Source organism: Solibacillus sp. FSL W7-1324 (assembly GCF_038008025.1).
Classification (GTDB): Bacteria; Bacillota; Bacilli; order Bacillales_A; family Planococcaceae; genus Solibacillus.
On sequence record NZ_JBBOYH010000001.1, the window covers coordinates 792,338 to 805,542 of the forward strand.

7 protein-coding genes are annotated in these 13,205 nt (G+C 41.0%); all 7 read left to right on the plus strand.

Translation table 11 applies throughout. The features are described from left to right. The first annotated feature begins 104 nt into the window (after window positions 1-104). The 7 genes from addB to MKY71_RS03735 all read left to right on the plus strand — a co-directional run bounded on the left by addB (window position 105) and on the right by MKY71_RS03735 (window position 12,927). Window positions 105-3,749 carry a helicase-exonuclease AddAB subunit AddB gene (addB, locus tag MKY71_RS03705; RefSeq protein ID WP_340731655.1) on the plus strand — a complete coding sequence of 1,215 codons (3,645 nt, stop codon included), beginning with the start codon at window positions 105-107 and terminating at the stop codon, window positions 3,747-3,749. Further along, on the plus strand, window positions 3,724-5,013 hold the full coding sequence (locus MKY71_RS03710; protein WP_340731656.1) for a UvrD-helicase domain-containing protein: 1,290 nt from the start codon (window positions 3,724-3,726) through the stop codon (window positions 5,011-5,013). The genes addB and MKY71_RS03710 overlap by 26 nt, the downstream gene beginning before the upstream one ends. Window positions 5,014-5,713: 700 nt before the next feature. Then, window positions 5,714-7,579, plus strand: a complete 1,866-nt coding sequence (ltrA, locus tag MKY71_RS03715; RefSeq protein WP_340731657.1) for a group II intron reverse transcriptase/maturase — start codon at window positions 5,714-5,716, stop codon at window positions 7,577-7,579. A gap of 25 nt (window positions 7,580-7,604) precedes the next feature. After that, window positions 7,605-10,127 (plus strand): helicase-exonuclease AddAB subunit AddA, encoded by a 2,523-nt coding sequence (gene addA, locus MKY71_RS03720; RefSeq protein WP_340731658.1) that lies wholly within the window; start codon window positions 7,605-7,607, stop codon window positions 10,125-10,127. A gap of 11 nt (window positions 10,128-10,138) precedes the next feature. Continuing rightward, window positions 10,139-11,317 (plus strand): DUF418 domain-containing protein, encoded by a 1,179-nt coding sequence (locus tag MKY71_RS03725; protein ID WP_340731659.1) that lies wholly within the window; start codon window positions 10,139-10,141, stop codon window positions 11,315-11,317. Between the two features lie 139 nt (window positions 11,318-11,456). After that, window positions 11,457-12,359 carry a fumarylacetoacetate hydrolase family protein gene (locus MKY71_RS03730; RefSeq protein WP_339175301.1) on the plus strand — a complete coding sequence of 301 codons (903 nt, stop codon included), beginning with the start codon at window positions 11,457-11,459 and terminating at the stop codon, window positions 12,357-12,359. Window positions 12,360-12,558: 199 nt separating this feature from the next. Further along, the gene (locus MKY71_RS03735) at window positions 12,559-12,927 is read left to right on the plus strand and encodes a YisL family protein (protein ID WP_340731660.1); all 369 of its coding nucleotides are present in this window, start codon (window positions 12,559-12,561) and stop codon (window positions 12,925-12,927) included. Window positions 12,928-13,205 lie beyond the last annotated feature (278 nt).

Sequence of the window (13,205 nt, forward strand, 5' to 3'; positions counted from 1 at the left end):
TTTACAAATAGTGAAAAGGCAGGGCTTTTTTGTATGATTGCAATTAATGCGCGAACATGTATTCTTATATTATAATAGAAGAAAGAAATAGAAGTGAGGTGGGAATGGTGACGTTACGAGTTATTACAGGACGGGCAGGTACGGGGAAAACAACATTGATTCACCGTGAGATTGTCGATGATTTAAAAACAAATATATTTGGACATCCAATTTTTATATTAGTTCCTGACCAAATGTCGTTTTCAACGGAATATGAGCTGACAACGAAATATGACATTGAAGGAATGATGCGTGCACAGGTTATGACATTCAAAAGGCTTGCCTGGTTTGTGCTGCAAAATGAAGGCGGTATTGCCCACGAACGTATTGACGGCACAGGGTACCGCATGCTGTTACGACGTATTTTGGAAGAACATCAGGAAGAGTTTCTACTATTTAAACGTGCGGCGGGTAAACCCGGTTTTACAAAAGAAGTCGAGCAGATTTTAAAGGAATTCAGTCAATATCATATCGATGTGGAAACAATCGACCCGCTGATCGATTCATTAAAAGTAAACGGTGCAAGTGAAGTGCTGCTTCATAAATTGCATGATTTGAATATCATTTTAAAGCAGCTGCATGAGCGCATCGGGACAGAATATATTGATGGCGATGGCTACTTCCCGCTTTTAATTGAGCGTATTCCGAAGATGGAAAGCTTGCGCAATACCCACATCTACCTGGATGGGTTTGTTTCATTTAATGGACAGGAATTGGCCATTTTAAAAGAGCTTCTTATTTATGCGAAGCGTGTTACAATCGTGCTCCCGATGGAAGACCCGCAAATGGATTTACTGGAAGGCTCCGTGTTTTACCGGGCTGCGATGACATATGACAAAATAAAGAATGAACTGCAAAAATTACGGTTCGAACGTGGAATTGATATTGAAGAGGAGCCACGTGTCCATTTAGAAGTAAACTACCGTGCGAAAAATCGGGACTTGCTGCATATTGAACATTGCTTCGACAAAATTACCGATAAACCAGTCGAATCAACGGGCCATGCGAAAATATTAGAAGGTGTAAACCCGCGCGCAGAAGTGCAAAGTATTGCCCAGGAAATTAAACAACTCGTTCTTGAAAAGGGGCTGCGCTATAAAGATATCGGAATAATGTATCGCCAGGCGGATGTATACGATGCGATTATCGGTACGACCTTTACTCAATACGAAATACCGTTTTTCTCAAATGAGAAGCGGGCGATGCTTTACCACCCATTGATTGAATTCAGTCGATCTGTACTGGAGATTATTACGACGAACTGGAAATACGAGCCGGTTTTCAGAAGCATTAAAACCGATCTGTTTTTCCCTTATGGAGCAAATTTGGTCGCAATGCGGGACAGAGCGGACATTTTGGAAAACTTCGTCATCGCCAAAGGAATTGTTCATGATCGCTGGATGAAAGATGAAGTATGGCATTATCGCCGTTTTAAATCGCTGGAAAAAGTGAATGCGGTTCAGACAGAAGACGAACTGGAGCATGAGCAGCTTTTAAAATCCGTACGTGACTTAATCCGGGAACCGGTATTGGCATTGCAGAACCGGTTGAAAGGTAAAAAAACAGGCCGTGAAATTGTAGTGGCACTGTATGAGTTTATGGAACAGCTTGATATTTATAAGAAACTGCTGAAAATGCAGGAGCAGGAAGAGCAGGCTGATTCACTCCATCAGTCATTGGAGCATGAACAAGCCTGGAATGGCTGGATTCATATTTTGGATCAATTTGACTTGATGTTCGGCGATAAAATTATGCCGTTGGAAGAAGTCGCACAGATTTTGGATGAAGGCTATGAAACACTAGAGTTTGCAAGTGTACCGCCGACATTGGATGAAGTGACCGTATCGACAGTCGAGTTTGCGCGTTTTGACAACAAAAAGGCCATTTTCGTCATCGGTGTTAATGACGGGGTCTACCCGATGCGTATGGAAGCGGGTGGCCTTCTCTCTGATGACGAGCGTGAAACATTTGAGAAAATTGATGTGGAATTGGCACCGGGTATAAAAAGCCGACTTCTGCAGGAAAGTTTTCTGTTTTACCGTGCGATTTCTTCATCGACCGACTATTTATATATTACGTATGCAAATGCGGATGAGGAAAGTAAAAGCAAGCTTCCTTCACTTTATATTAACCGGCTGCACAGCATGTTTGAAATTACCGAAAACCAAGGTACTTCAGAGGAAAAAACGGTTCGTACAATGCCGCATCGTCAAATTGCGATGGATCCGCTTGATGAGCTTCATAAAGACAATGTGCTCAAGTATATACAGCACCCATCACCGGCAATCGGTTTCTTAATGACCCAGCTTAAACAGGCACAGCATGAGCGACGTCCGCTTACTGAAGAATGGGCGGCGTTAAAAGCATTTTATGAACGGGAACCGCGCTGGAAAGATGTACTGAACATCGTGGAAAAACCTCTCTATACGACGAATGAAGCAGAACCGTTAACGGAAGATATAGCGACTGCATTGTATGGGGAAGACTTTTTGGCAAGTGTATCGCGTATTGAACGCTTTTACAGCTGTCCGTATTCACATTTTGTGTCTTACGGGCTGAAACTGCAGGAGCGTACAGAATTCAAGCTCGAGACCTTCGCGATGGGTGATCTGTTCCATGAGGCAATACGGACGATTTTATCCGAGAAAGAGCCATCGATTCCGCTTACAACATATGTAGCATGCTATAAAAAGGCGGATGAAACGATTTCAAAACTGGCGGACTATTTCTCGTACAGTATTTTAAAAAGCAGTCACCGCTTTGAATATATTAAAACGAAACTTGTGAAAATCGTAGCACGTACAATTTATGCGCTAATCAATCAAAGTGAACTGTCGAAGTTTAAAGCGATAGCCCATGAAAAGCCGTTCGGGAAACGCGACGATAAAAATACGGAACAGGATGACCGTAACCCGCTGGAAGCACTGAAAATTGATCTGGAACATAACCGGAAAATGTATGTGCGCGGGCAAATTGACCGGATTGATGCATATAAAGATGCGGAAAATCTGTATTTGCGTGTGATCGATTATAAATCAAGCGGACGCAAGCTTGATTTTACAGAAGTATATAACGGGATTTCGCTGCAGCTGTTGACGTATTTAGATGTAGCGATGAAAAATATCCCGATTATCGCACGGGAAGGGAAGTTCATCCAGGACTTATCGGAGCTGGAGAATATTATTGTTCAGGCCGCGGGAATGTTCTACCTGCATGTGCACAATCCGCTCATTCCGACAGAAGACTATGAGCAGTATGACCGTGTGGAAAATCTGCGTCAGGAAAAGTTCAAGTTGAGCGGCTATATGGTAAAAGATGTGGAAGTGGCGCAATTGATGGACCAGTCACTCGAGCCGAGTAAATCGTCAATTATCGTACCGGCCGCGTTTAAAAGCGGAGACAACCCGGAATTTAACAGCCGATCCTCAAAAGTAATTGAACAGGAACAGATGGAAAACCTGCAGGAGTTCGTACACTATAAATTCCGTCAGGCAGGCAATGAAATTTACCGCGGGAATACGGAAATTAAGCCGTACAGCCTTGGTAATCAAAAGGCTTGTACGTATTGCAGTTTTAAATCGGTTTGCCAGTTCGACCAGTCGGAAACAGGCAACAGTTTCAATGAAATTAAGAAACAGCCGGAACAGGAAGTATTTGAAAACATTAAAAAGGTGGTATGTGCAGATGACAATTCCAGCGAAGCCGAGTGATGTTCAATGGACAGATGTGCAGTGGAAAGCCATCTACGCATCCGGCCATGACATATTAGTATCAGCAGCGGCCGGTTCAGGGAAAACAGCGGTATTGATCGAGCGACTGATCCAAAAGATATTGGCGCCTGAAGATAAGCGGATTGATGTGGATGAGCTGCTCGTTGTAACGTTTACAAATGCATCGGCTGCGGAAATGCGCAACCGGATGGCGGAAGCGCTTGAAAAGGAACTTGCCCAAAATCCGAGCAACCATTTTCTGCGCCGTCAGTTAAGTTTATTGAACAAAGCGCAAATCTCAACACTGCATTCTTTCTGCTTATCAATTTGCCGTGAATATGCATACACGATTGATCTGGACCCGGGCTTCCGTCTGGCAAGTACAGAAGAAGCTTCGTTATTGCAAGATGATGTACTGATGGATGTGCTTGAAAAGGCATACCGGGGTGATATGGAAACATTGTTTACGAAAGAGGAGCTATACACATTAGTCGACAGCTTTGCCTCTGACCGCAGTGACCAGGCAATTGAACTGTTGCTGCAGGAAATGTATAAAGTGTCGCGTGTTCAGCCAAACCCGTATGAATGGCTGCGCGCATTGCCCGAGAAATACGATATCGATCCGGAAAGTCCGATTGATGAGTTGGGTATTGCGAAGGAAGTGCGTCCGTTTATAATCGGGAGTCTGAAAGAAATTGCCACACGGCTTGAAAAAGGATTGCAAATCATGACCGTTACACCTGCTTTAGAGAAAAACAAGCCATTGTTTGAAGCGGAATATACAGGGGTTAAGCATGTACTTGAAGCGATGGAGGAAGGTTCATGGGAACAGGCATATGAGCTGATCCCTGCAGTTGAGTTCGGTCGGATCAAGCCTTTGACGAAAAAGGATACAGAGGAAGATAAGCAAACTTATGCGGTAGCGAAAAATCATCGTGATACGGCAAAAGAAATGCTTACGGATTTAAAGGAAACATTTTTTGCGCGTCATCCTAAGTTGTATGTTCAGGAAATGGCGGCGACAAAGCCGATTTTGGAAACACTCGTGAAACTGACGATTGAATACAGTGAAGCGTTTAAAAAAGCGAAGCAAGAGCGCGGCCTGCTTGATTTTTCGGATTTGGAGCATTATGCGCTGGAGATTTTGACAGATGAAGAAAGCACGTCAAATCCACCCCAGCCGTCCGATGTGGCATTGAATTTCCAGAAGCGTTTCAAAGAAGTGCTTGTCGATGAATATCAGGATGGTGCGACACGTTGCTAATTGAAAAGATTAGCCACTAGCAATAGCTAGGAGAACTAAGAAATCAGATGAGTCGAACGATGAGGTAACGCTCTGAAAGGCTCGACCTAATCCTCCGAATAGCGTTGATGTGTGCAATCATATGAACGTTATAAGCTCGGTGAAGTCAGCTGAATATTGCCCTAATCGAAAGAAGGAAAGCGAGATAGAGGTATCTTGTGCGGTAGATAGGCTGGGGTTCTATAAAAATACCCATGGTTAGAATGTAGAGGAAAAATCCTTTACTGACGAAATTCCGAATGTACGGCTCTAGAGATATAGGTATTCGAAAGGGTACACCAACTGATTGTTGGGTTAGTGAGGTGGAGTAAAATTCGTCTTTATGAAACACCTTATAGTGTTACAGGCACTATCAAGCTAACAGGGCTAAAGGAATGACCTAAAGGTATTATATGTACAGATATGATTTCTTGGAACGTGGGAAGCTGGCTACTTGGAGAGATTGCACTCGATGAAGAGGTATAGGGGAAAACTGATATTTATAACCCTATTTAAAGTCAGTGAAAGTGATGGCACAGTACCGTTGAAGCCGTGATAATAAGCGGTGGAGGGATAGCCATTAGTCAATTTATGAATAACTAAAACAATATTTTATAATATCAGGTTCTCGTATGACTAAAAGAAATGCAATCACCAAATCGCGTAAATGGTGGTGAAAGTGTTGACTGATACAGCAAACGAAAAAGTTTTGAAACGACAGTCTTTACGAAATAATGAGTATTACGGTATGCAAGAAACCTTCGACAAGCTTTACAAAGATAGTCAAAACAACAAGAAATTCAAAAATCTCTACAAACTCATAGTAGATAGGGAAAACATCTTACTAGCATATAGAAACATCAAGAAAAATAAAGGGTCACTCACTAAAGGTGTAAACGAATCAACAATTATTACTATCGGTGATCAAGAACCCGAAAAACTCATCAAATATGTTAGAAAAAGGATGGAGAACTTTATTCCACACAAAATAAGAAGAAAAGAAATACCAAAAGCTAATGGCGGTAGTAGACCGTTGGGAATCCCAACAATTGAAGACCGAATTATACAGCAATGTATTAAACAAGTTCTTGAACCAATATGCGAAGCGAAATTCCATAATCACAGTTATGGATTTAGACCAAATAGAGGTACACTTCACGCGTACTCAAGAGCAGTTACATTAGCCAATCTTAATAAGCTGCATTATGTGGTTGATATAGACATCAAAGGATTCTTTGATAACGTCAATCATGGCAAGCTATTAAAACAAATGTGGAGTATGGGCATTCAGGATAAAAAAGTAATCTCTATCATTAGCAAACTGTTGAAAGCTGAAATTGTGGGACTAGGTAAGCCAAACATAGGCACTCCACAAGGTGGTATTTTATCGCCGCTACTATCTAATATCGTTTTAAACGAGTTGGACTGGTGGATAAGCGACCAATGGGAAACGTTTGAAACAGAAAAGAACTATGAGAGAGAACGTATTATAAGTGGCAAGAAGCGACTAGATAGGTCATTGAAATACAGGACTTTAAAATCTAGTACAGACCTAAAAGAGATGTTTATCGTCCGATACGCAGATGACTTTAAAATCTTCTGTCGTGACCATAAAAGTGCTTTTAAAATATTTGAAGGCGTTAAAAAGTGGTTAAAAGAGCGACTGCATCTTGAGATTAGCAAGGAAAAATCGAAGGTAATTAATTTAAGAAAAAACTTTTCAGAGTTCCTCGGATTTAAAATGAAAGTAGTAAGGAACAAGAAAAAGCATACTGTAAAATCATTTATGACTGAAAAGGCGAAAAAGAATGCAAAACAAAAAATTAAAGAAAATATTAAAAGACTTAAGAAAAATACCACCGCCTCAGAAGTGTCGAAACTAAACGCAACAATATTAGGACTCCAAAACTTCTACAGACAGGCGACAATGGTAACAAAGGATTTTAGTGAAATTGCATTCTCTGTCAAACGAACCTTATATAACAGTTTAAGCAGAGTATCATCAGAAAAAGGGAAAATTAGTAAATACTATGAAACACATTATAAAGACTACTTAGGCAAAAAGATAATTTTCGTAGCCAAAGTAGCCATCTTCCCAATTGATGGTGTGAAGCATAAAAACCCGAAGAACTTTACGCAAGAAATAAACAACTACACGATTGAAGGTAGAAGTCTCGTACACAAAACACAGAAGTCAGTATCAGAAGGAATTATTAGGCACCTAGTAAAAAATCCTGTAATTAATCAAAGTATTGAGTATAATGACAATCGCATCTCAAAATATATCGCTCAAAAGGGGATATGTTTCGTTACAGGTGAGCCACTTCTTCTAAATAATATGGAATTACATCATAAGAAGCCAAGAGCATTGGGTGGAAAAGATGATTATAATAACTTAGTTTATATAACTAAATTGGTCCATAAACTGATTCACGCAACAAATGAAGAGACGATTGAAAAATATCTTCAATTAGCAAGACTGACACAAGAAAGTAGAGACAAAGTAAATAAACTTCGAGTTATGGCTGGAAATAAAATATTAGTTTAAAGATTCATAATTGATGGAACGCCGTATGAGGGGAAACTCTCACGTACGGTGTGAATGGGGGGAAAAGCTGGAGATAACTTCAAAGGCTTACCTATCCATATTCAATTTCTTGCAGGAAACAATTTTGCAGCTTGTGAAAAACGGCGGCGAACAGGATGGGAATATGTTCATGGTCGGCGATGTGAAACAAAGTATATACGCATTCCGTCTTGCAGAACCGCGCCTTTTCCTTGATAAATATAAGCGATTTGAAGAGGACCCTTCCGGCACGGGAATGAAAATTGACTTAAATGCCAATTTCCGCAGTCGTTCGGAAGTGCTGGAAGGTACGAATTATGTATTTGAGCAAATCATGGATGAAGAAGTCGGCGAGATTGCATACGATGAACAGGCAAAACTTAAATTCGGAGCGAGCTATGATGAGCAGCAAGTGCCGATTGAATTAGTTTTACTGGAAGGTGATTCAAAAGCGCAAATTATTCCGGGAAGTGAAGACGGTTCTGAGGAAGAAAGCATCAGCGCTGCACAACAGGAAGCACGCTACATTATTCAGCGCATCCGTGATTTAGTCGATCATGGCGGACAAGTATACAATCCGAAAACGAAATCGATGCGTCCGGTCAGCTACCGCGATATCGTCGTATTGATGCGTTCCCGTACTTGGTATACGACGTTCGCAGAGGAATTTAAACTGGCCGGCCTGCCGCTCTATGCCGAAACAGATGGCGGTTATTTTGAATCGCTTGAAGTAATGATTATGATCAACACATTAAAAGTCATCGACAATCCGTATCAGGATATTCCGCTCGCTTCCGTACTGCGTGCACCGTTTATCGGGTTAACGGAAAATGAACTGGCGAAAATCCGCCTAATTAACGGGAAAGTCCCTTTTTATGAGGCATTAAAGCAGTATAAAGAAGAAGCAGCGGGTGACATGCCGATCGAAACAGAGGCGAAGCTTGATAAGTTCTTTACGATGCATCAGAAATGGCGCCAGTTCTCTCGTCATGGGGCATTGGCCGATTTAGTATGGCAAGTATATTTAGATACGAATTATTACGAAATGGTTGGGGCGATGGCGAACGGCAAGCAGCGTCAGGCGAACTTGCGGGCATTGCATGATCGTGCATTAAGCTATGAAAAATCCTCATTCCGCGGATTATTCCGCTTCCTGCGATTTATCGACCGCATGAGTTCACGCGGAGATGATTTAGGAATTGCCAAATCAACAAGTGAAGCCGATGATGTCGTTACATTACTTACAATCCACAAATCAAAAGGATTGGAATATCCAGTCGTATTTGTAGCGGGGATGAGCCGTACATTCAATACGAAAGATTTAGGCAGCCGTTATATTTTCGATCAGGATTTCGGTTTGGCGATAAAATCGGTGAATCCGGATTTAAATATCATTTCGACATCGTTACCGCACTTATATGTGAAGGAAAAAAAGCTCGCGAAAATGAAGGCAGAGGAAATGCGCGTCTTATACGTAGCGATGACCCGTGCGAAAGAGCGCCTCATTTTAGTCGGCTCGATTAAAGACTGGGAAAAGCAGAAGGAAGAATGGGCATTTTATCAGGAATTGGAGGAGACAGTGCTCCCGGCTTATATTCGTTCAAAAGCGAACAGCTATTTAAGCTGGGTCGGTCCGGCTGTTGCACGCCATAACGATTTCCTGTTTGCCAATTATGGTTATTCGAATGAAGCGGCAACAACAGAAAAATGGACAGTACGTATCATTCCGAACTATGATTATTTGCTTGCCAATGAAGCGGAAACGGTGGAGCAGGAAGTGGTTGAACAGACCGTGAATGAAGATCTGGTTCAGCTCTTGGCGAAACGCTTCACAACACCGTATCCATATGCAAATGCAGTAACAAAGAAATCAAAGACATCGGTATCGGAGCAAAAACGTCTTGAAAGTTTGCAGCGTATGGAAGAAGAGCAGCTTTACAATATGGAAGCGAAGCGTTATGTAAAAACCGATGTACCAAGCTTTATGCTGAAAGGGAAAAAAGAACGGAAGCTTTCGGCAACCGAAGTCGGTACAGCTGTCCATGCCGTTATGCAGCATATCCCGCAGCAAGGGTTTGCATCAATTGAAGAGACGGGAAGTTATATCCAGTCGCTTGTAGAACGTAAGCTGTTGCAGCAAATTGAAGCAGATGCCGTTTCAGCGGAAAAAATATTTGCCTTTTTCCAAACAGAGGTCGGTGAGCGTTTTAAAAAAGCGAAGCAAGTATTAAGAGAAGAGCCGTTTACACTTAGTTTGAAAGATGAGGAAGGAGATGCCCAAATTGTACAGGGTGTCATCGACTGCATTTTTGAAGATGAACACGGTAACTGGGTGCTTCTTGATTATAAGACGGATTATATCGAACAGTATTTATTAGGCGATTTTGAGAAAATTAAACAAAAAATGACAAAGTCGTACCAAATTCAATTAAACTATTATCAGCATGCTGTCCAATCAATTAAGCGCATTGAAATAAATGAACGCATTTTATATTTATACAGTATTGGACAAGAAGTGAAAATAGATTAGGGGGATTGACGGTGGATTTTCGCCCAGTAGGTACGAACGAACGTGTTGCAACACTTGATATATTGCGCGGGGTAAGTTTACTCGGCATCTTATTAGTGAATATGTTCGGATTTTATTTACCGATGCCGCATATTGCGGATTTGAGCAGCTGGTTTAATGAAGTTCAGGATATAGTACTCCAGCAGCTTTTGGATATTTATGTGCAAAGCAGCTTCTATCCGTTATTTTCTATGCTGTTCGGGTATGGATTAGCGATGCAATATATAAAAGCAAATAATACGGGGGCAGATTTTTACCGGTTTGCGCCGAAACGTTTAATTTTGTTATTTTGCATCGGGATGTTCCATGCGATTGTTATTTGGTGGGGCGATATTTTGGCAACATACGCATTTTGTGGAGTGTTTTTAATTGCACTAATTCGTATGAAGGCAAAATGGCTCCTGCTTGTGGCAGTTGCGGTGAATGCTTTGTATCATGGTTTCAACTTAAGTTTATATGTCGCGGCAGGTTTTTTTAACGCATCAACAGATAGCTTCTCTGTCGATATTGAAGCAATTCAAAGTGCCTTAACAGCATACGGTATCGGAAACTGGACGGATGCATTCATGCAGCGTCTTGATGACTTATCGATTCAGATGAGTGTCATGATGTGGATTTCGTCTCTATTTACGATATTACCCTATATGCTGTTTGGTGCGGCACTTGCCAAATGGCGTCTGATCGAGCGGGCAAAAGAAAAAATCATCATATGGGTGATTTTAGCTGTTGCTGGTATTGGCGGCGGACTTTATATGAAGAGCTTGCCGATAGCCGGTGATCAAACACTCGGCAATGAATACTTGCAAGTTTATATTGGCGGTCCATTATTGGCGATTGGTTATATGGCGGCGATTACATTGCTGACACAATTGCCGTTCATTGTAAAACTGCTGTCGCCGATTGCAAAGGCTGGCCGTATGTCTCTTACGCTCTATCTGATGCAGTCTGTTATTTGTACGGTGCTTTTCTACAATTGGGGCTTTGGTTTATACGGGAAAGTGGATGTGCAAATGGGCATTTATATGGCGGTCGGAATTTTCGTCATCCAAGTATTAATTGCGGAAATCTACTTCTCGAAATATAAACAAGGGCCGATTGAAGCATTGCTGAAAAGATTTACTTACGGTAAACCTGCGAAACGTGAATCGTGAACAAAGAATGCGGTACTGTACAAAATTTTATGCACCGAACACTTAGTTTTACGAATTAAGTCCCTTTTTGTCAGAAAAGTAAGGTAATTGTTTATGTTTTAATGTATGATGTAAAAAAACAGAAGGAGTGCTCCACGTTATGAAATTGTTATCATTTAAAGTAAACGAACAAGTAAAGTTTGGCCCAAAAGTGAAAAAAGAAGAGGCAGTTTGGGATGTAATCGAAATCCAAAACCAACTTAATGTACTAAAAGACTTTCCGAAAACAATTATTGACGGGATTGCACATGGCTACGAATTTGTTGAGCAAGTTCGTAAATTAGTAGAGGCAGCTCAAAATCATGAAGATGGCGCTCAGTTTAAACTGGCTTATTCTGATATTGAATGGCTGTCGCCAGTTCCTCGTACACCGAAAAATATTTTATGTGTTGGTAAAAATTACAGTGATCATGCCCGTGAAATGGGTGCAGAAAAGGCACCTGAACATATCGTTGTCTTTACGAAGTCGCCAACTGCAATTGCGCCGGATGAATCGACATTACCTGTGCATGCAGATGTAACGGATTCCCTGGATTATGAAGGGGAGTTAGCTGTCGTAATCGGCAAGCGCGGAAAAAATGTTCCGAAAGCAATGGCATTTGACTATGTGTTCGGTTATACAATTGCCAATGACATTACAGCGCGTGATGCACAGGAGAAACATAAACAATTCTTCTTAGGCAAAAGTTTGGAAGGCAGCTGTCCGATGGGGCCGTATTTAGTAACGAAAGATGAAATTCCTGATCCGCATGCATTATCCATTGTGACGAAAGTTAATGGTGAAGTACGCCAAAATGGATCGACGAAAGATATGCTGTTCTCAGTTTCGGAAATTATTGAGACCGTTTCAAAATATGTAACGCTTGAGCCGGGCGATGTTATTTTAACAGGTACGCCGGCTGGAGTTGGAAAAGGGATGAATCCGCCTCAATTCTTAAAAGCAGGCGATGAAGTGAAAATTGCAATTGAAGGAATCGGGACTTTAGCAAACCGATTTGCTTAATAGTTTTATAATGACGGATTACTAGTTTCCGATATTAATAGGCAGTAGATTTTCATTGTTAAGAAAATCTACTGCCTTTTTTGCATAGAAATTTAGCTTTTTTATGACAACTCGTTGAACTTGGAAGATTCAATTGAATTTAGAGGGCTTTACATGGTAGGATATGCCTGTAGAGAAAAATAGAAGAGGTGGAAAATTCGTGGATTTTTTAACTAGTACGACACATTTGCACATTACGACTTGGGCAATCGCATTAATATTATTCTTTATTGCTGCATTATCCGGTAAAAAGTTGAAAGCAGTACACATGATCTTACGTTTAATGTACATTTTAGTAATCGTTACAGGATTGTCTTTATTCCTTGAGTGGCGCGATAAAATTCCTGAAAGCGGCATGAACTATGATATGAAAGTATTATTTGGTATCTTAGTAATCGGCTTTATGGAAATGGTATTAGTACGCAAAAGCAAAGGCAAATCTGTCAATATGTTCTGGGTACTGTTCAGTATCGTTCTATTAATTACATTATACTTAGGCTTAAGCATGGGTATCGGTGTAAACTTCTAATAAAGATTGAAGCGTGTTAAAAGTTGAAGTGGCTTTTTACACGCTTTTTTGTATGGAGAAGGGTGGATTCTACTTTTACGGGGAAACGTTCTACTTATGTAGTGTTTTGTTCTACTTTAGGGGAGAGACGTTCTACTTTATAGAGGAAAGGTTCTACCTTTCCGTTTCCTCTTTCCACATTTTATCCTGAAAGTTCTAATAGCTCCGGGTGTTCTACATTCAGATGTATTCGTTCTACTTTTGACGAGAAAAAGTTCTACATTAGGTCGTGAGTGTTC

Coding starts and splice junctions, on each gene's coding strand:
- addA (WP_340731658.1), top strand. CDS start 7,605: ATGAGGGGAAACTCTCACGTACGGTGTGAATGGGGGGAAAAGCTGGAG.
- MKY71_RS03710 (WP_340731656.1), top strand. CDS start 3,724: ATGACAATTCCAGCGAAGCCGAGTGATGTTCAATGGACAGATGTGCAG.
- MKY71_RS03730 (WP_339175301.1), top strand. CDS start 11,457: ATGAAATTGTTATCATTTAAAGTAAACGAACAAGTAAAGTTTGGCCCA.
- addB (WP_340731655.1), top strand. CDS start 105: ATGGTGACGTTACGAGTTATTACAGGACGGGCAGGTACGGGGAAAACA.